The sequence below is a fragment of the Staphylococcus sp. HMSC059F04 genome, assembly GCF_001812565.1.
Lineage (GTDB): Bacteria > Bacillota > Bacilli > Staphylococcales > Staphylococcaceae > Staphylococcus > Staphylococcus lugdunensis.
In genome coordinates this window covers 78,220-98,241 of the sequence record NZ_KV809467.1, presented here as the reverse complement: position 1 = coordinate 98,241, position 20,022 = coordinate 78,220, and the positions used below count along the sequence as shown (strand labels likewise).

Sequence of the window (20,022 nt, the reverse complement as noted above, 5' to 3'; positions counted from 1 at the left end):
CATATTAAAACAAATAAAGGACTGGCATAGTAACTTTCATTTAAATGTCTAAATTAGCTTATCTTTAGACATTTTACACAGTCGTATGTCTTACCTCAATATCCATGATTGTCACTTCATTTACGTTTAAATGTTGATACCTTTAAAAAATGATATAAATTAGGTGCCCAAGTATTAAAATTAAGCAAAAAGCCATCATGTCCAACATTATCTGGAACAAAGAAATGACGGTGATATTTAAAGCGTACGCCTAATTGCTGTACCAGGTCATCTGGATATAGTAAATCATCGATAAATCCCATTGTCAGTACTTTAGTATCTAAAGATTGATATACTTCATCAACATCTGTTCTACCGCGGTCAACGTTATGACTGTCTAAGACATCTAACATAGTTAAATAGCAATCCAAATCATAATGTTCTTTAAATTTATCACCTTGGTAACGTTGATAATTGACTACCTCATCAGGAGTAAAGTGTTCATCATAACTTTTAGATGAACGATATGTTAAAAATCCTAATTGTCTTGCAATACTCAAACCTTCTTTACCACCGATATGAATGGCTTGACGAGCAATCTCATTAAATGCACGACTGTATGATGATGTCTTATCGGTGGCTGCTAAAATTACTGCTTTATCAACAACAAATCGCCGATTATATAGTAATTCCATCACTTGCATCCCGCCAAGACTTCCACCAATTAATATGTTAATCTTGTTAAAACCTAATGCTTGAATTCCTAATTCTATTGCTTTGGTAACATCTCTTAAAGTCAATTTCTTAGGAAAATGTTGGTCTGTAAGATGTGAGCTAGAGCCAAATGGGCTTCCTATCACATTAAACGTTAGGAATTGATAATCATGAATTGGCATATAACCACCATCGATAATTTCACGCCACCAACCTGGCTGTTCATTGGTTCCATACGTTAAATGATTTCCAGTTAAGGCATGGCAAACCACAACCAAAGGCTGCCCTTGATAACCTACATGCTCATATCGCAGTTTTAAATTTTCTATTTTTTCGCCAGACTCTGTAGTAAATGCTCCAAGTTCCAAAGTATCGACAGTATAATTTATCATGACTACTCCTCCTTTAAATAATATAAAAAACCGCTCCTACTCTAAATGAAGTAAGAAGCGGTCATTGACTTATCATTCGAGTATCTCGTTGGTTTTAGCACCGTGCATTACTGTCGGTTGCTGAAGCGTCACTGGGCCAAATCCCTCAGCTTCTCATAATAAGATATATTTATGTCTATTATTAAGTTAAATTTAAATTTATTTTATCTAAAAAATATGATAACTGCAATGCCTTACTGCGATTTAGTATAAGTTAAAAGAATAAACGAAGCCCCGCCATTAACACAATGCCTGTCACAACTGTTATGGTCAAACTGCGTGAAATAAAAGCAACAACAATAGTCGGAATCGTAATAATCACGAATGATAAATTAATAGTAAAGCCTAAGCCGTGCGATGGTTGTTTTATCATAGCGTCTACAACTAATGCAGTAAACAGTGTAATAGGAATATAAGACAGCCATTTAACAACCTTCTCAGATAATTGTATGCGTGTAATCATAATAAAAGGCACAATTCGAATTATCAAAGTAACTAAACCACTAAAAAAGATAATAGCAAACATATACCAAGACGTTGTCATCGTTCCATCACCACCCCTAATGTCGAAGCAATGATAGCAGACAATAATATTGCCACATAAGTTGGCATAAACCAGCTAAAGATAAACATCATGACAATAACAGAGATGATTAAAACAATGTATATTTTAAGTTTAGAATTGGTAATAGCATCAAACTGCGCAATAGCTAAGAAGACAAACATTGCTGTAATAGCGTAATCTAGTCCAAAAACTTCAGGATTACTTATGAATTTGCCAAACACGGCACCGCCAATCGACGCAATCGTCCAAAAGACATATGCCGTAATATTTAAGCCATGAAGCCAGCGATCATTAATTTTTTCACCTTTTAAATAAGGTGAAATAGCCACGCCAAATGTTTCATCTGTCAATATTGAAGATAGCCCTACCCTATTCCATAACCCATATTGCTTATAATTGGGTGCAAGTGTCATTGATAATAAGAAAAAACGTGAATTGACAATAAGCGTCGTCACGATAATTGCTGTAATCGGTGTACCTGCAATGACTAACGCACAAATAATAAACTGAGCTGCTCCCGCATAAACAATCAGACATAAAAGGATAATTTCTAATAAACTAAAATGTTGTGATGCAGCTACAATGCCAAAAGAAATACCTACACCTGCATAACCTAATAATGTAGGTATACATTCTTTAACACCTTGTTTAAAGGAAAGATGTGTATCCATTTTATGCCTCCTCTTTTTATTTAATAACCAAGATAAGTCTAATATAACACTAGAACTGTATCAATCCTTTTATACTGCCGTTTGTCTTACGTTAGACAAACGAATGTCTAAAAATCTTTATATAAGTACCTTTAATTTTAATAAATTTTTCTGATAACTATTTAGACTACTCGCATTCAAATAACTTATCATTAAAAAAACAGGGAAACCATTGAGTTCGTATCTTTCTCAATCTTTCCCTGTATGATGATTTAATCTATGACATATAACGATGCGTCAACAAATAACGCTATTTATTTAACTGGTTTAATTTCTGTTTTACCGCCCATGAATGGCACTAAAGCTTCTGGAATAGTAATTGAACCGTCAGCATTTTGATAGTTTTCAACAATTGCCGCAAACGTACGTCCTACAGCAAGTCCACTACCGTTTAAAGTATGTGCTAATTCTGGCTTAGCAGCATGATCACGTTTGAATCGAATATTTGCACGACGCGCTTGGAAATCTATACAGTTTGAGCATGAACTAATTTCTTTATAATCATTATAACTTGGTAACCATACTTCTAAGTCATATGTTTTAGCAGCACTGAATCCAATGTCTCCAGTACATAGAATAACACGACGATATGGTAATTTAAGCTCTTCTAAAATCGCTTCCGCATTCGTTGTCATTTCTTCTAGTGCATTCCAAGAATCTTCTGGTTTTTCAAAGCGAACCATTTCAACTTTATCGAATTGATGCAAACGGATTAAACCTCTTGTATCTCTACCAGCAGATCCAGCTTCACTACGGAAACAAGCAGATTGGCCAGTGAATTTTTCAGGTAAGACACCTGGTTGAATAATTTCATCACGATAATAGTTTGTTAATGGTACTTCTGCTGTAGGTATTGTGTATAGACCCTCTTTTTCTACTTTAAATAAATCTTCTTCAAATTTAGGTAATTGTCCAGTACCAAACATTGTATCAGCATTTACTAACTGAGGAACCATCATTTCAGTATAACCATGTTGTGTTGTATGTTTCGTAATCATATAGTTCATCAAAGCACGTTCCAATTGTGCACCGTCTTTTGTTAAATAAACAAAACGCGCACCTGATACTTTTGCAGCACGTTCAAAGTTAGCCATGTTTAATTCTTCAACTAAATCCCAATGTGCTTTTGGCTCAAAGTCGAAGTCACGTGGCGTTCCCCATTTTTTAAGTTCTACGTTTTCTTCATCAGAAGCCCCTTGTGGCACATCATCATGAATTAAATTAGGAATGCGGATTAATGTATCTTTGATCTTGTTATCAATTTCGTTAAGTTTAGTGTCAATTTCTTTAATTTTATCGCCTAGCTCACGCATTTCTTTAATAACATCATCCGCATTTTCTTGATTGCGTTTCTTTTCAGCAATTTGCTCACTTACTTTATTGCGATTCGCTTTCATTTCTTCAGTTTGACCAATTAATTTACGGCGTTGTTCATCTAATTGAAGCACGTCATCAACTACTTTAGGATCATCCCCGCGTAGTTTAATTTTATCCTTAACTTTTTCAGGCTCAGTTCTAAATAATCTAATATCTAACATGTAATATTCATCCTTCCCAAAATTTATATATAGTGCAGCAAAACACAAAAAAGACCACATCCCTAGACAAGGGACGTGGTCTTTACGCGTTGCCACCCTATTTAACAATTCATGCTAAAGCATCAATTGCACTTCACTATTATAACGGTATTACCGATTGCTCACATGAGTAGGTAGATTCATATAAATAGTGATTACTTGTTCACACTTTTACCACAAGCTCTCTGAAATCAACATGTTTATACTACTTATCCTACGAACAATAACTTATTAAGTTAATTTCAATATAGCAAAGTATCTTTCACATTTCAAGTTAAATTCTAAGCCATAACTTGTATAGATAATAATATTTACAAAATTGCCACTTTTTCTTCTACTTGAATTCATTACAAAATCTATTGACGAAATGCGATTACAGGTATAGTATTTTCTATTGTATTTATAGGACTTAGAATATATAGAAAAAATAGACATTTAATCATTATCATACAGTTAAAGTATAGGTTAAAGGAGGATATATAATGGAAACGTTAAATTCAGTTAATATCCCTAAAAGAAAAGATGAAACACATAAAGGTGATTACGGCAAAATATTACTCATTGGTGGAACAGTAAATTTAGGTGGCGCAATTATGCTAGCAGCACGCGCTTGTGTTTTTAGTGGTAGTGGATTGATTACGGTCGCAACGCATCCTACAAACCATTCAGCGTTGCATTCACGTTGCCCAGAAGCCATGGTTATCGATATTAATGACACTAAAATGTTGACTAAAATGATTGAAAATACCGATTGTATCCTGATTGGTCCAGGGCTAGGTTGTGATTTTAAAGGCAACAATGCGATTACATTCCTTTTACAAAATATTCAGCCTCATCAAACCTTGATTGTTGATGGCGATGCAATTACAATTTTTAGCAAGCTTAAACCAGAAATTCCGACATGTCACGTTATATTTACGCCACATCAAAAGGAATGGGAATGTTTAAGTGGTATTCCAATTGAAGAACAAACTTACGAACGTAATCGCGAAGCAGTTGATAAACTTGGTGCAACAGTTGTCTTAAAAAAACATGGTACAGAAATCTATTTCAAAGAAGAAGATTACAAGCTTACAATTGGTAGCCCAGCAATGGCTACAGGTGGCATGGGTGATACACTTGCAGGTATGATTACAAGCTTTGTAGGACAATTTGATAACTATAAAGACGCTGTCACAAGTGCCACATATACACATAGCTACATTGGTGAAAAACTCTCTGAAAAAATGTACGTTGTACCACCTTCAACTTTAATCAGTAAGATTCCATATGTCATGAAAGAATTAGAAGTTAAAGCATAAGATTTTAAATTAAAACCACCCGTTCACACGGGTGGTTTGTTTTGCGGCTATAAACCTTTCATACTGGCCAGCCCTAAAAGGGCACTGATAAAGTCAGCCAACTGCACTACTATTCTAGCAACTCTAAAGCGTGACTATGTTTTCTTTTTATACCAATTTATTCTTCATGATCATCTTCAGTTGCATCACTATGATTTATGTCTTCGTTCACACGATCCATAAAATCTTGTCTAACATCAATACGATCATCATTTGATGTATTGTCATTATCTTCATGTTCTGCTTCAGGTGCCTCTGTATGAATTGCATCACCTGGTGCACTATTTTCAATGACTTCTTCACTATCGTTAGTTAATTTATTATCATCATCTGTCATTGCTTCACTCTGTTCATCATCTTCTGAATCATTTTGTACTTTAGCAACAGTTGATACAAATTGTTCATTACCTAAACGCATTAATCTTACACCTTGTGCAGCACGACCATTTTGTGAAATATCTTGAACGTCTAATCTAATAATAACGCCACCATTTGTGACAATCATTAAATCTTCTTCTCCAGTAACTGTAGTGATACAAACAACGTTACCATTTCGTTCCGTAATCGTAGCAGTCTTAATACCTTTACCACCACGATTAGACAAGCGATATTCTCCTACTGGCGTACGTTTACCATAACCATTTTCAGTAACGACTAAGACCTCATCTTCACTTTCTGAATGAGCAACATCTAAACCTACTACGGTATCTCCTTCTCTTAAAGTGATACCTTTAACACCGGCAGCAGTACGACCAAGTGGACGTAGCGATGTTTCTGCAAAACGAATAAGTGATGCATGTGCTGTACCAATTAAGATATCTTGTTGACCATCTGTTAAGCGTACCGCAATAAGTTCATCATCTTCTTTAAAGCCAATCGCAATTTTACCGTTTTTATTGATATGTGAAAAGTTACTTAATGCTGAACGCTTCACAATACCATTTTTAGTAGCAAAGATTAAATAGTTACCTTCGCTTTCTAAGTCATTGACGGCAATCATGGTACTGATTGATTCATCATTAGCAAGTTCTATTGCATTAACGACTGGAATACCTTTGGATTGGCGAGATAATTCTGGTACTTCATAGCCTTTAAGTTTGTAGACACGACCCTTATTCGTAAAGAAGAGCACATGATCATGTGTACTTAACGTAACCAATTGGCTAACAAAGTCTTCTTCCAATGTATTCATACCTTGCACACCTCTACCGCCTCTATTTTGAGCACGGTAAGTTGATACTGGTAATCGTTTAATGTAGTTATTATGACTTAACGTAATCACGATTTGTTCTTCAGGAATGAGGTCTTCATCCTCAATATTATCAATGCCACCTAACTGAATTTCCGTACGACGTTCATCACCAAAACGCTCTTTAATTTCAGTCAGTTCATCACGCACTAATTGTAATAAGACCTCTTCATCAGCTAAAATTCGTTCAAGTTCATCGATATATGCCAATAATTCATTATATTCCGCTTCGATTTTATCTCGTTCTAATCCAGTTAAACGGCGCAAACGCATATCTAAAATTGCTTGAGCTTGTCGCTCAGTTAACTTAAAGCGTTCTTGTAAGCTAGTCATTGCCACTTTGTCCGTCTCTGACTCGCGGATAGTGCTAATAATTTCATCAATATGATCTAACGCAATACGTAAACCTTCAAGGATGTGGGCACGATCTTTTGCTTTTCTTAAGTTATATTCTGTACGACGACGTACAACAACCTTTTGATGTTCTAAATATTGTACTAATGCTTCTTTTAAGTTAATTAACTTAGGTCGCCCATCAACAAGGGCAATCATATTCGCACCAAATGATGTTTGTAATGGCGTTAACTTGTATAAATTATTTAGAATTACGTTGGCATTAGCATCTTTACGAATATCAATTACAACTCTTACACCGGTGCGTAAGCTTGTTTCATCACGTAAATCAGTAATACCGTCTACTTTTTTATCACGTACCAATTCAGCAATTTTTTCAATCATACGAGCTTTGTTAACTTGATAAGGAATTTCTGTGACGACTATACGCTGACGACCGCCACCACGTTCTTCAATTTCTGCGCGTGCACGCATTTGAATGGAACCTCGACCTGTTTCATATGCACGACGAATACCACTTTTTCCTAAAATTATACCAGAGGTTGGGAAGTCCGGACCTTTAATATCTTCCATTAATTCAGCAATGGTTATGTCTGGGTTCTTACTGAGATTTAACACACCATCAATGACTTCAGTTAAATTATGTGGAGGAATGTTAGTAGCCATACCTACTGCAATACCTGATGCACCGTTAACTAATAAGTTAGGGAAGCGTGCTGGTAAGACTGCCGGCTCTCTTTCAGTACCATCATAATTATCTAAAAAGTCAATCGTATCTTTATTGATGTCTCGAAGAAGTTCTAGCGTAATTTTAGTCATTTTTGCTTCGGTGTAACGCATTGCTGCAGCGCCATCACCATCCATAGAACCAAAGTTACCTTGACCATCTACGAGCGGATAACGATAGCTAAACGTTTGCGCCATTCTAACCATTGCATCATAAATTGACGAGTCACCATGAGGGTGATATTTCCCCATTACATCACCCACGATACGTGCTGATTTCTTATATGGTTTATCTGGTGTCATACCTTGTTCATTTAAACCGTATAGTATACGTCTGTGTACAGGTTTCAAACCATCTCGAACATCAGGTAAAGCACGTGAAACGATAACACTCATGGCGTAGTCTAAGAATGATTCTCGCATTTCACTGGTTATATTTCGTTCATTAATTCTTGATTGTGGTAAGTCAGCCATCAAGAAATCCTCCTTCAAAAGTTCATTTCATAGTGCTTAGAAATCTAAAGTTGCATATACCGCATTATCTTCAATAAATTGACGACGGTTTTCCACAACGTCACCCATCAACATTTCGAATGTTTTATCCGCTTCAATGGCATCATCTAATCTTACTTGTAACATCATACGATTATCTGGATTCATCGTTGTTTCCCAAAGTTGATCTGCGTTCATTTCTCCTAAACCTTTATATCGAGAAATTTGCCATTTAGGTGTTGGGCTTAACTCTGATTTTAATTTATCTAATTCTTTATCATTAAAGACATAATATTTTTGTTTACCTTGCGTCAACTTAAATAATGGTGGTTGCGCAATATAAACATAACCTGCTTCGATAAGTGGACGCATAAAGCGATAGAAGAATGTTAATAATAACGTTCTAATATGCGCACCATCAACATCAGCATCCGTCATAATAACAATTTTATGATAACGTGCTTTTGAAATATCAAATTCTCCACCAATACCAGTACCAAATGCAGTAATCATTTGGCGAATTTCGTTATTGTTTAGTATGCGATCTAAACGTGACTTTTCAACATTTAAGATTTTACCTCTTAACGGCAAAATTGCTTGTGTTCTAGAGTCACGACCTTCTTTCGTAGACCCCCCGGCAGAGTCACCCTCTACAATAAAGATTTCACTTTCATCAGGATTTTTACTTGAACAGTCTGCTAATTTACCTGGTAAGCTTGAAATTTCTAAATGTGATTTACGGCGTGTTACTTCTCGCGCCTTTTTAGCTGCAACGCGTGCACGTGAAGCCATAATTCCTTTTTCAACAATGATGCGTGCCACATTTGGATTTTCATATAAGAAGCGCTCGAAATACTCAGAAAATAGTTTATCTACCACTTGACGTACTTCTGAGTTTCCTAATTTTGTTTTTGTTTGTCCTTCAAACTGTGGATCACCATGTTTGATTGACACTACGGCCGTTAAACCTTCTCGTGTGTCTTCACCTGACAATCTATCTTTATCTTCTTTAATAATCTTACTTTTTGTACCATAGCTATTTAACACACGTGTTAGTGCACGTTTAAAACCATCTTCATGCGTTCCGCCTTCATACGTGTGTATATTATTCGCATAAGATAATAAATTCGTCGCATAACCACTGTTATATTGAATGGCTATTTCGATTTCAATATCATCTTTCATTTGATGAATATAAATCGGTTCTTCATGAATCGGCTCTTTATTTTCATTCATTAACTCAACATATGATTTAATACCGCCTTCGTAATGATATGTATCTTCTCGTTGTTCTTCATCATCACGTTCATCTTTTAATGTGATAGAAATACCTTTATTTAAGAAGGCTAGCTCACGAATACGCTTTTGCAATGTATCGTAATCATATACTGTTGTTTCGGTAAAAATTTCGCTATCCGCTTTAAAGCGAATCACCGTACCTGTTTTATCTGTTTCCCCAACTTCTTTTAAATCAAATTGAGGGACACCTTTTTTATAAGCTTGATGGTAAATCGTTTCATTTCGATGTACATAGACTTCTAAGTCTTCGGATAACGCATTTACAACGGAAGATCCTACACCATGAAGTCCACCCGAAACTTTGTAGCCACCGCCGCCAAATTTACCGCCGGCATGTAAGACTGTTAAGATAACTTCAACTGCTGGGCGCCCCATTTTTTCTTGAATATCAACTGGAATGCCACGGCCATTATCCGTTACTTTAATCCAATTATCCTTTTCAATAATTACTTCTATTTGATCTGCATATCCTGCTAATGCTTCATCAATACTATTATCTACAATTTCCCAAACTAAATGATGTAGACCTCTTTCTGAAGTCGAGCCAATATACATACCTGGTCTTTTTCGAACCGCTTCAAGACCTTCTAATACTTGTATCTGTCCAGCACCATAGTTATCTGTGTTGTTTACATCTGACAATGTAGTCACCATCACTTTCTGTTACTTAATAATTTCACCTTGGTTAATGCGATATAACCTTGCATTATTCATAATGTCATGGTCGATACCGTCTACCGATGTTGTCGTTACAAATGTTTGTACTTTATGTTGAATCGTACTTAATAAATGTGTTTGTCTCGAATCATCTAATTCACTTAAAACATCATCCAGTAATAAGATTGGATATTCCCCAACTTCAATATTCATTAATTCAATTTCTGCTAGTTTAATTGATAACGCCGTCGTACGTTGTTGACCTTGTGAACCATAAGTCTGTGCATCCATGCTATTTACATTAAATCCCAAATCGTCTCTATGCGGACCGAAAAGACAAACACCACGATCAATTTCTCTATCAAGATTGTCATTTAAAAACGTAATTACTTCTGACAATAAAATAGATTCATCTTGGCTTGTATCACTTAATTTAATACTTGGTAAATAATTAAGTGATAACGCTTCTTTATCGTTTGTTATTCCCGCATGGATGGGCTGTGCTAGAGCTTCTAAATCATGAATAAAATGCTCGCGTCTTAAAGTGACATTTAATGCATATTGCGCAAACTGTTGATTTAGGACTTCTAACATAGTGACGTCCGTCTTATGTCCGTATTGTAACTGCTTTAAGTAATTATTCTTTTGTTTAAGAATACGCTGATACTGAGCCAAATCATTCAGATATACTGCTGATATTTGTCCTAATTCCATATCGATAAATCGACGTCTTATTTGTGGAGACCCCTTAACAATATTTAAATCTTCAGGTGCAAAAAGAACCACGTTTAAATGACCGACATATTGAGTTAGTCGACTTTGTTCTAAGTGGTTCACTTTAACTTGTTTGCCCTTTTTAGTTATAAACATTGTTAGTGGCATTGTTCCGTGGCGATAATTTAGCTCACCTTCTATTTTAGCATACTCAGCTTTAAAACGTATAAGCTCTTTGTCATTTGAAGTACGGTGGCTTTTAGCCAATGCCAAAGTATAAATTGATTCAAGTAAATTCGTCTTCCCTTGAGCGTTCTCACCAATAAGGATATTCACTTCTGGATGACAATTTAACGTAACTGCTTCATAGTTACGATAGTTTTCTAATTGGAGTGTTTTTAATTTCATTGTTCACCTTGATGAATGATAATGAAGTCGTCTATTTCAGAAATTTCTGGAATAGCAATGTGATCATGATGTGTTAATTTTTTACCACGACGTGTTTCTCGACTTCCATTAATCAAGACTTCAACATCTTGGAGAAACCATTTTGCTTGTCCACCAGATTCAATAATACCCTCAGTCTTCAAAAATTGACCTAAAGTAATGTCTCCTGCAACAGCAATTTCTTGAACCAAATTAATCACTCCGTTTCTTTTTCATATCATTAGTATATTATACCTGTTTTATCAGGAAATTTCATTTAAAAGAAAGTGTGTAAGCGCTTAACAAATAATTTATTTTGTTATTTACAATAAAAAATGATGCAATACAGTAAAAATGAGAATAAGTAGAGGTTTAAAGTAGCTTATATCGTTTTTTTGCATTTTAAAGGGGCATACAACGCGTTTAACATATTTACTAAAACTTCATCATAAATTAAAAATTAGCCTCTAATTTAAGCTCTTAGAGGCTTTATATGAAGCATTGATAAACAAAAGAAAGCAAGATTGCTCTCTTTTGTTTGATTTGAACTAAATCATATACGCTATGTGTTTTAATATGTGCGGATTGGCAAGATAAGCTGTGTTACTGAGTCATCGGCTTTAGGTTTTAAAATGAATGGTTTCATTGTTCCAAAGAATTCTATTTCTACTTCATCATTATCGATGGCTTTTAACGCATCCATCATGTATTTAGAATTAAATGAAATTTTTAAATTTCCGCCCTCAACATTGGTTGCATTTACTTCTTCTTTAACTGTACCAATTTCAGGAGATGTTGAAGATAATTCAACGACGTCATTTCCTGTACTTAATTTAATGACATTATTTCCACCTTCACGTGCTAATAATGACGCACGATCAATCGCATGATAAAACTCACCATTATCAATGCCTAATTTGATTTCATAATTTTCAGGGAACAAGCGTGTTGTATCTGGATAATGTCCTTCTAACAAACGAGATGTGAAGTTGATATGGCCAACTTTAAATAAAACTTGGTTTTGTGCAAAAAAGATATCAATATCTTCTTCACTATCACTCATAATTTTATTTAATTCAGATAAAGCCTTTCCTGGAATGATGACATTTTTATTTTCTGAGTTATCTTCTAACTGCAATTTTCTAACAGCCAAACGATGTGAATCGGTTGCTGTGCATATTAATTCATTATCTTGTATAAGCCAGTTAACCCCAGTTAATACTGGTCGTGTTTCTGAGGTGGACACTGCGAAATTCGTTTGTGCTATCACATTTTTTAGTACTTTAACCGATAGTTGAATCGCATCGTCTCTTGAAACTTGTGGTAATAGTGGATATTGATCTGGATCTAAGCCACTAAGATTGAATTCAGAATGTCCAGATGTAATAAGTGTTTGAAATTGTTCGTTTGTAGATAGTTTAACTTCATTTCCTGGTAACTTTTTAATGATATCAACGAAGAAACGACCAGGAAGTACAACTGAACCAGTCTCAGAAATGGTAACAATATCTTTACCATCTACTTGTTTGGGTATTGTAATTTCAATAGATATCTCTGAATCTGAACCGGTCAAAATCACTTCATTATCTTTAGCATCAATTTTAATACCAGTTAAAATCGGTAATGTTGTTCTAGGTGAGATTGCTTTTAACGTATCATTGAGTTGTGTAATAAAGTAATCTCGTTTTATTGTGAATTCCATCATTAAATTAAACTCCTTCCAGTCGTTTATATATAATTATATAGGTTTTAAATTCATAGTAATAATAGTAGGGCTTGTGGATTAGTGGATAAGTCTCTCAATCATTGATGATAGCTAAGTTATGCACATGTGGATAAACTGTGTACTGTGTGTATGACTTTTACACATTATCCACAAAATCACATTATCGTATTTTAAATATATAGTCTCATTTAAGAAATATTACAGTTATATATTCCCATAAATTGACGGGCTAATCTATAGCTAAACAATGAAAATAATTTCCCACTTATTGATTCCTAATTTCTTTTTCAAGATTTTCTACTTCTTGTTTGAAAGTTGAATCGGTTTTAATATCATTTGCAATCTTCTCATGCGCATGAATAACTGTCGTATGGTCACGTCCTCCGAATTCTTCACCTATTTTAGGCAATGAGAAATCAGTAAGTTCGCGAGACAGATACATTGCAATTTGTCTTGGATATGCAATGGATTTGGTACGTTTCTTTGCACTAAAATCTTCAATCCGTACACTATAGTACTGGCCAACAACTTTTTGAATATCTTGTATTGTTATTTTCTTAGATTTTGGAACTTGAATGATATCTTTGAGTGCTTCAGCAGTGAGTTCAGTAGTAATAGGTCGTCCTTGCAACTGAGAATAAGCTAATAATCTGGTTAGTGCACCTTCTAATTCTCTAATATTTGATTGAATTTGATTAGCTATATAGTTTAAGGCTTCCATTGGTATTTCTAAGTTTTCTTCTTCCATTTTCTTTTGTAAGATTGCCATACGTGTTTCATAATCTGGTGGTGTAATATCAACGATTAATCCCCATTCAAAGCGCGAGCGTAAGCGATCTTCCAGTTTAGCGATTTCCTTTGGAGGACGGTCACTAGAAATAACGATTTGCTTATTATTTTGATGTAATTCATTGAATGTATGGAAGAACTCTTCTTGTGTTTGCTCTTTGTTTTGAATAAATTGAATATCGTCGATTAACAGCACATCAATATTTCGATATTTTTCACGAAAGGCTTCATTTTCGCCGTCACGAATAGATTTGATAAATTCATTTGTAAATTTTTCACTAGAAGTATAAAGCACTTTGGCATTAGGATTATTACTTAAAACATGATGTCCAATTGCATGCATTAAATGTGTTTTACCTAGTCCAACACCACCATAGATAAATAAAGGATTGTATGCTTCGGCAGGCGCTTCAGCAACTGCTAAACTTGCGGCATGCGGAAATCTATTACCTGGCCCAATGACAAATGTATCGAAGGTATTATGTGTATTAAATTGATCAGTACCTACGTGCGCGTCATGTTCATCCTCTGCTTTAGCTTTTGATGATGCAGGCGCTTTTTTAGATGCTGAATCCCCTTCACTAACAATTTCAGCAAGTTGTTCGGCTGTAAGAAACTTAGGTGTAATATCTAATCCCATTATCTCTGAAAAGATGGATTCGAATATGGCTGAGTACTTTTGGTTGAGCCAACTAGCATAAAATTCATAACCAACAAGCACAATTGCTGTATTATTTTCAATTTTGTATAGTTCCGAATCTTTTAAAAAGGTGTTCATGCTTGTTTCTGAAATATGTAACTTTGCTGCTTCTAAAACTTTTTCCCAGATTTCTTGTTCTGACATAAAAACTCCATCTTTCTTTAATTTTGACTTATACACAAAATTCAGTATGGTGGATAAAGATAATCACAATATGTTAATAATTATCCACAAGTTAATCACAAATAGTGGATAACTCACTTAGTTTATCGCTTTATTCACAACCAAATTGTATATAATTTGAATAAATAACCCCTTATAAAATCAATATTCGAGCAACTTATCCACACAATTATAATTGTTAAGCTTAGAACATGTCAAATAACTGTGAATATGTGGTTAAATCGAGCGTAACTATGTGCATAACTGCAAAATTATCCACAACTTATTTGGTTGTTTTTGTGTATAAGTGGATAACTTATGCACGTCTCATATTTTGACGATAACAGTTACGGGAAATAATTATACTGATTGCTTTTAAATTGAAATATATGTAGTGTTTATTTTAATTAAAACTGTGATGAAAATATTTTTGGTGTTCAGCTAAAACTATCTTGCTTTATAAAAAGTATTTTGTTATATTGTAGTAGTTGCTTGAATTATGACTAGATAAAACGAAAACAAATGAAGATTTCTGATAAACAGAAATGATATTTATCTATTAAAATAATCAGTTTCATTGGCTCAGGTGAATGAAAAGAGTTAGTTATTAGTTAAAGATGGAGGTGTTTTGCATGGTAAAACGTACTTATCAACCAAATAAACGTAAACACAGTAAAGTGCACGGTTTCAGAAAACGTATGAGCACTAAAAACGGCCGCAAAGTATTGGCGCGTCGTCGTCGTAAAGGTCGCAAAGTTTTATCAGCATAAGATCACTGATTCATCAGTGGTCTTTTTTTTCGTTTAGAATGTATTATATTAAAATAAGATAATGAATTAAGCGAGTGATGTGGACGTGGAAAAAGCATATCGAATTAAAAAAAATGCTGATTTTCAATTGATTTATCGCCATGGAAAGTCAGTAGCAAACAGACAATTTGTCGTATACACATATCAGAATCAGATAGCTCATTTTCGCTTAGGTATCAGTGTTTCTAAGAAGATTGGGAATGCAGTGATACGCAATAAGATTAAACGTGCGATCAGAGAGAATTTTAAAGTACACAAACAAGATATTATTGCCAAAGACATCATTGTTATTGCTAGGCATCCAGCTAAAAATATGACGACTTTAGAAATTCAAAGTAGTTTGGAACATGTCTTAAAAATAGCTAAAGTATTTAATAAAAAAATTTAGCAAGACGAAACAATTAGACATCCGTAAGTCTAACGTCAGACAAACCGAATACTTACCTAAAGATATAAAGCGGGATACTCGCAATTTAAAATGAAACAATTTACAATGTTAAAATGAAATTTTACTTGAATAAGGAGGCGAGTAGCGTTATGGATTTCGATACAATTACTAGTATTTCGACACCGATGGGAGAAGGTGCTATTGGAATAGTCAGACTATCAGGACCACAAGCAATTGAAATCGGTAATAAGCTTTATAAAGGGAAATACAAATTAGCTGAAGTCGATTCTCATACGATAAACTACGGTCATATTGTTGATCCTGAGACGAATGAAGTAGTAGAAGAAGTAATGATATCTGTATTACGTGCGCCTAAAACGTTTACTAGAGAAGATATCATTGAAATTAATTGTCACGGCGGCATATTGACCATTAATCGCGTGTTAGAATTGACTATGACTCATGGTGCAAGGATGGCTGAACCAGGAGAATATTCTAAGCGTGCCTTTTTAAATGGACGGATAGACTTATCACAAGCAGAAGCAGTTATGGATTTTATTCGCTCTAAAACAGACCGCGCATCAAAAGTTGCGATGAATCAAATTGAAGGGCGTTTAAGTGATTTAATAAAACGACAGCGAAAATCTATTTTAGAAATATTGGCACAGGTAGAAGTGAATATCGATTACCCTGAATACGATGATGTCGAAGATGCTACGACCGAATTTTTATTGGAACAATCTAAAAATATTAAAGCCGAGATTGACAAGTTATTAGAGACAGGTGCTCAAGGTAAGATCATGCGAGAAGGTTTATCAACAGTCATCGTTGGTAAGCCAAACGTAGGCAAGTCTTCAATGCTTAACAACCTTATTCAAGATAATAAAGCAATCGTGACCGAAGTTGCAGGAACAACACGAGATGTGTTAGAAGAATACGTTAACGTAAGAGGTGTACCATTAAGATTAGTTGATACAGCAGGTATTAGAGACACAGAAGACATAGTAGAAAAAATAGGTGTTGAACGTTCTCGTAAAGCTTTAAGTCAAGCCGATTTAATTTTGTTTGTCCTTAATTATAATGAGCCTTTAACAAAAGAAGATCGTACTTTATTTGAAGTAATTAAAAATGAAGATGTTATCGTAATTGTTAATAAAACAGATTTAGCACAGCAATTAAACATTGAAGAAGTTCAGGAAATGATTGGTAATAAACCATTGATACAAACATCTATGCTTAAACAAGAAGGTATAGATGAACTTGAAATTCAAATACGAGATTTATTTTTTGGTGGCGATGTTCAAAATCAAGATATGACATATGTTTCTAATTCACGTCATATCGCATTGCTCAAACAGGCAAGACATGCAATTCAAGATGCTATTGACGCTGCTGAATCTGGCGTTCCAATGGATATGGTACAAATAGATTTAACACGAACATGGGAAATTTTAGGTGAAATCATTGGTGAATCAGCTAGTGATGAACTTATTAATCAGTTATTTAGTCAATTCTGTTTAGGAAAATAAATAAGTGGATTGGTAGTCTATAAATATGTAAATGGAAAAGGGAGGTTGAATCATGACACAAAATTATGACGTGATTGTTATTGGTGCTGGTCACGCAGGTATTGAAGCAGGTTTAGCTTCTGCGCGTCGTGGCGCTAAAACATTAATGTTAACCATCAATTTAGATAATATAGCGTTTATGCCATGTAATCCATCAGTTGGTGGGCCAGCAAAGGGTATCGTGGTAAGAGAAATCGATGCGTTAGGTGGCCAAATGGCGAAAACAATTGATAAAACACACATTCAAATGCGCATGTTAAACACAGGTAAAGGACCTGCAGTAAGAGCACTACGCGCTCAAGCTGACAAAGTGCTATACCAACAAGAAATGAAACGCGTTATTGAAGACGAAGCACATTTAGATATTATGCAAGGTATGGTTGATGATTTAATTATTGAAGATAATGTAGTTAAAGGTGTGCGTACAAATATTGGTACAGAATATCATGCTAAAGCAGTAGTCATTACTACAGGAACATTTTTACGTGGTGAAATTATTTTAGGAAATATGAAATATTCAAGTGGGCCGAACCATCAATTACCATCTATTACGTTAGCAGATAATTTAAGAGAACTCGGCTTTGAAGTAGTTCGTTTTAAAACTGGAACGCCACCACGTGTTAATGCGAAAACCATCGATTATTCTAAAACAGAAATTCAACCAGGTGATGATGTAGGTCGAGCATTTAGCTTTGAAACAACGGAATATATTTTAGATCAATTGCCATGTTGGCTAACTTATACTAATGGCGAAACACATAAAGTCATCGATGATAATTTACATTTATCAGCGATGTATTCAGGTATGATTAAAGGTACAGGACCGCGCTATTGTCCTTCAATTGAAGATAAGTTTGTGCGCTTTAATGATAAACCACGCCATCAGTTATTCTTAGAGCCAGAAGGTCGCAATACGAATGAAGTATATGTTCAAGGGTTATCTACAAGCCTTCCTGAACACGTACAACGTCAAATGTTAGAAACCATTCCTGGTCTTGAAAAAGCCGATATGATGCGTGCAGGTTATGCAATTGAATATGATGCGATTGTGCCAACTCAATTATGGCCTACATTAGAAACGAAAAAGATTAAAAACCTATATACTGCAGGACAAATTAACGGTACGTCTGGATATGAAGAAGCGGCTGGCCAAGGCATTATGGCTGGTATTAATGCTGCAGGAAAAGTGCTAGGCACAGGTGAAAAAATTCTAAGTCGTTCAGATGCATATATTGGTGTGTTAATTGATGATTTGGTAACTAAAGGTACCAATGAACCATATCGTTTATTAACTTCTCGTGCCGAATATCGCTTATTACTTCGTCATGATAATGCTGATTTACGCTTGACTGACATAGGCTATGAATTAGGTATGATTTCTGAAGCACGCTATGCACGTTTTAATGAAAAACGTCAACAAATTCAAGATGAAATTGACCGTTTAACTCATATTCGCATTAAACCAAATGCACATACGCAATCTGTGATTGAAGCACATGGAGGTTCTCAGCTTAAAGATGGTATTCTAGCTATTGATTTATTACGTCGTCCTGAAATGACGTATGATACTATTTTAGAAATTTTAGGAGAAGCACATCAATTGCCTGAAGCAGTTGCTGAACAAGTTGAAATACAAACAAAATATGAAGGTTATATCAATAAATCATTACAACAAGTAGAAAAAGTGAAACGTATGGAACAAAAGAAAATTCCAGAAGACTTGGATTATAGTAAAGTCGATAGTTTGGCAACGGAAGCACGTGAAAAATTAGCCAAGGTTAAACCATTGAATATCGCACAAGCATCACGTATTTCAGGTGTTAATCCTGCAGATATTTCAATTTTACTTGTGTATTTAGAACAAGGTAAGTTGCAAAGGGTGAAAAGCGAATGAACGCTGTAAAATGGTTAACTGAGAAATTAAAAGAACATGATATTGTATTGACTGAAAAACAACAAGCACAATTTCAAACGTATTATCAATTACTTGTTGAGTGGAATGAAAAGATGAATTTAACAAGTATTACCGATGAACATGATGTTTATTTAAAACATTTCTATGATTCTATTACACCAAGTTTTTATCATGATTTTAATCAACCATTAACTGTTTGTGATGTTGGTGCAGGAGCTGGTTTTCCTAGCATTCCATTAAAAATCGTTTATCCAGCTTTGAAAGTTACAATTGTTGATTCACTGAATAAGCGCATTCAATTTCTTAATCATTTAGCTAGTGAGCTAGAATTACAAGATGTTAGCTTTATTCATGATCGTGCAGAAACCTTTGGTAAAGGTGTCTACAGGGAGTCTTATGATATTGTAACAGCGAGGGCTGTGGCTCGTTTAACGGTACTTAGTGAATTATGCTTACCTCTTGTGAAAAAAGGCGGTCAGTTTATTGCATTGAAGTCGTCAAAAGGTGGCGAAGAACTCGAAGAAGCGCAATTTGCTATTAACGTTTTAGGTGGTAAATTAGCAACGACATTCAATTTTGACTTACCTGAAAATGCTGGTGAAAGACAAATGATTGTTATCGATAAACAACGACAAACAGCTAAAAAGTATCCGAGAAAACCTGGTACACCTAATAAATCTCCTTTACTTGAAAAATAAAACAGATTAAAATAACCTCAAATGAGAAGGAGCG

General features: G+C 34.8%; 16 protein-coding genes and 1 riboswitch. Of the genes, 6 read left to right on the top strand and 10 right to left on the bottom strand.

Going from position 1 to position 20,022, the window contains the following annotated elements; translation table 11 throughout:
• Nucleotides 1-116 precede the first annotated feature (116 nt).
• The 4 genes from HMPREF2864_RS04795 to serS all read right to left on the bottom strand — a co-directional run bounded on the left by HMPREF2864_RS04795 (nt 117) and on the right by serS (nt 3,937).
• On the bottom strand, nt 117-1,085 hold the full coding sequence (locus HMPREF2864_RS04795) for a homoserine O-acetyltransferase MetX (protein ID WP_070545257.1): 969 nt from the start codon (nt 1,083-1,085) through the stop codon (nt 117-119).
• 66 nt (nt 1,086-1,151) lie between these two features.
• Nucleotides 1,152-1,250: riboswitch (SAM riboswitch) on the bottom strand.
• 88 nt (nt 1,251-1,338) lie between these two features.
• Nucleotides 1,339-1,668 (bottom strand): AzlD domain-containing protein, encoded by a 330-nt coding sequence (locus HMPREF2864_RS04790; RefSeq protein ID WP_002479197.1) that lies wholly within the window; start codon nt 1,666-1,668, stop codon nt 1,339-1,341.
• Nucleotides 1,665-2,360, bottom strand: coding sequence for an AzlC family ABC transporter permease (locus HMPREF2864_RS04785; protein WP_002461029.1), 696 nt, complete (start codon nt 2,358-2,360; stop codon nt 1,665-1,667). Before HMPREF2864_RS04785 ends, HMPREF2864_RS04790 begins: the two co-directional genes overlap by 4 nt.
• A 293-nt stretch (nt 2,361-2,653) precedes the next feature.
• Complete coding sequence (gene serS, locus HMPREF2864_RS04780; RefSeq protein ID WP_070572123.1) at nt 2,654-3,937, bottom strand: serine--tRNA ligase; 1,284 nt, start codon at nt 3,935-3,937, stop codon at nt 2,654-2,656.
• 521 nt (nt 3,938-4,458) lie between these two features.
• Between serS and HMPREF2864_RS04775 the strand changes: the two genes are divergently transcribed.
• A complete protein-coding gene (locus tag HMPREF2864_RS04775; RefSeq protein ID WP_070545255.1) occupies nt 4,459-5,277 on the top strand; it encodes an NAD(P)H-hydrate dehydratase in 819 nt (272 codons plus the stop codon).
• Nucleotides 5,278-5,434: 157 nt separating this feature from the next.
• On the opposite strand, the gene gyrA is transcribed toward HMPREF2864_RS04775, so the two are convergent.
• The 6 genes from gyrA to dnaA all read right to left on the bottom strand — a co-directional run bounded on the left by gyrA (nt 5,435) and on the right by dnaA (nt 14,592).
• Complete coding sequence (gene gyrA / locus HMPREF2864_RS04770) at nt 5,435-8,119, bottom strand: DNA gyrase subunit A (RefSeq protein WP_002461034.1); 2,685 nt, start codon at nt 8,117-8,119, stop codon at nt 5,435-5,437.
• A 36-nt stretch (nt 8,120-8,155) separates the two neighbouring features.
• Nucleotides 8,156-10,090, bottom strand: a complete 1,935-nt coding sequence (gene gyrB / locus HMPREF2864_RS04765) for a DNA topoisomerase (ATP-hydrolyzing) subunit B (RefSeq protein ID WP_002461035.1) — start codon at nt 10,088-10,090, stop codon at nt 8,156-8,158.
• Between the two features lie 9 nt (nt 10,091-10,099).
• Nucleotides 10,100-11,215, bottom strand: a complete 1,116-nt coding sequence (gene recF, locus HMPREF2864_RS04760; RefSeq protein ID WP_037544085.1) for a DNA replication/repair protein RecF — start codon at nt 11,213-11,215, stop codon at nt 10,100-10,102.
• Entirely contained in the window at nt 11,212-11,454 is a 243-nt protein-coding gene (gene yaaA / locus HMPREF2864_RS04755; protein ID WP_176744202.1) for a S4 domain-containing protein YaaA, read from the bottom strand. Before yaaA ends, recF begins: the two co-directional genes overlap by 4 nt.
• A gap of 350 nt (nt 11,455-11,804) precedes the next feature.
• Nucleotides 11,805-12,938, bottom strand: a complete 1,134-nt coding sequence (dnaN, locus tag HMPREF2864_RS04750) for a DNA polymerase III subunit beta (RefSeq protein ID WP_083300145.1) — start codon at nt 12,936-12,938, stop codon at nt 11,805-11,807.
• Between the two features lie 286 nt (nt 12,939-13,224).
• Complete coding sequence (dnaA, locus tag HMPREF2864_RS04745; protein WP_002492036.1) at nt 13,225-14,592, bottom strand: chromosomal replication initiator protein DnaA; 1,368 nt, start codon at nt 14,590-14,592, stop codon at nt 13,225-13,227.
• 650 nt (nt 14,593-15,242) lie between these two features.
• Between dnaA and rpmH the strand changes: the two genes are divergently transcribed.
• From rpmH to rsmG, 5 genes are all read left to right on the top strand, one after another.
• On the top strand, nt 15,243-15,380 hold the full coding sequence (gene rpmH, locus HMPREF2864_RS04740; RefSeq protein WP_000240855.1) for a 50S ribosomal protein L34: 138 nt from the start codon (nt 15,243-15,245) through the stop codon (nt 15,378-15,380).
• 79 nt (nt 15,381-15,459) lie between these two features.
• On the top strand, nt 15,460-15,807 hold the full coding sequence (rnpA, locus tag HMPREF2864_RS04735; RefSeq protein WP_002461042.1) for a ribonuclease P protein component: 348 nt from the start codon (nt 15,460-15,462) through the stop codon (nt 15,805-15,807).
• 149 nt (nt 15,808-15,956) lie between these two features.
• Entirely contained in the window at nt 15,957-17,336 is a 1,380-nt protein-coding gene (gene mnmE, locus HMPREF2864_RS04730; protein WP_070572121.1) for a tRNA uridine-5-carboxymethylaminomethyl(34) synthesis GTPase MnmE, read from the top strand.
• Between the two features lie 52 nt (nt 17,337-17,388).
• Nucleotides 17,389-19,269: a tRNA uridine-5-carboxymethylaminomethyl(34) synthesis enzyme MnmG gene (mnmG, locus tag HMPREF2864_RS04725; protein ID WP_002479206.1), complete on the top strand. Its 1,881-nt coding sequence runs from the start codon at nt 17,389-17,391 to the stop codon at nt 19,267-19,269.
• Complete coding sequence (rsmG, locus tag HMPREF2864_RS04720) at nt 19,266-19,988, top strand: 16S rRNA (guanine(527)-N(7))-methyltransferase RsmG (protein WP_002461045.1); 723 nt, start codon at nt 19,266-19,268, stop codon at nt 19,986-19,988. The genes mnmG and rsmG overlap by 4 nt, the downstream gene beginning before the upstream one ends.
• Nucleotides 19,989-20,022 lie beyond the last annotated feature (34 nt).

Bases quoted from the DNA above. Each gene is read 5' to 3' on its own strand.
- HMPREF2864_RS04795 (WP_070545257.1), bottom strand. From the start codon at position 1,085: ATGATAAATTATACTGTCGATACTTTGGAACTTGGAGCATTTACTACA.
- HMPREF2864_RS04790 (WP_002479197.1), bottom strand. From the start codon at position 1,668: ATGACAACGTCTTGGTATATGTTTGCTATTATCTTTTTTAGTGGTTTA.
- HMPREF2864_RS04785 (WP_002461029.1), bottom strand. From the start codon at position 2,360: ATGGATACACATCTTTCCTTTAAACAAGGTGTTAAAGAATGTATACCT.
- serS (WP_070572123.1), bottom strand. From the start codon at position 3,937: ATGTTAGATATTAGATTATTTAGAACTGAGCCTGAAAAAGTTAAGGAT.
- HMPREF2864_RS04775 (WP_070545255.1), top strand. From the start codon at position 4,459: ATGGAAACGTTAAATTCAGTTAATATCCCTAAAAGAAAAGATGAAACA.
- gyrA (WP_002461034.1), bottom strand. From the start codon at position 8,119: ATGGCTGACTTACCACAATCAAGAATTAATGAACGAAATATAACCAGT.
- gyrB (WP_002461035.1), bottom strand. From the start codon at position 10,090: ATGGTGACTACATTGTCAGATGTAAACAACACAGATAACTATGGTGCT.
- recF (WP_037544085.1), bottom strand. From the start codon at position 11,215: ATGAAATTAAAAACACTCCAATTAGAAAACTATCGTAACTATGAAGCA.
- dnaN (WP_083300145.1), bottom strand. From the start codon at position 12,938: ATGATGGAATTCACAATAAAACGAGATTACTTTATTACACAACTCAAT.
- dnaA (WP_002492036.1), bottom strand. From the start codon at position 14,592: ATGTCAGAACAAGAAATCTGGGAAAAAGTTTTAGAAGCAGCAAAGTTA.
- rpmH (WP_000240855.1), top strand. From the start codon at position 15,243: ATGGTAAAACGTACTTATCAACCAAATAAACGTAAACACAGTAAAGTG.
- mnmE (WP_070572121.1), top strand. From the start codon at position 15,957: ATGGATTTCGATACAATTACTAGTATTTCGACACCGATGGGAGAAGGT.
- mnmG (WP_002479206.1), top strand. From the start codon at position 17,389: ATGACACAAAATTATGACGTGATTGTTATTGGTGCTGGTCACGCAGGT.
- rsmG (WP_002461045.1), top strand. From the start codon at position 19,266: ATGAACGCTGTAAAATGGTTAACTGAGAAATTAAAAGAACATGATATT.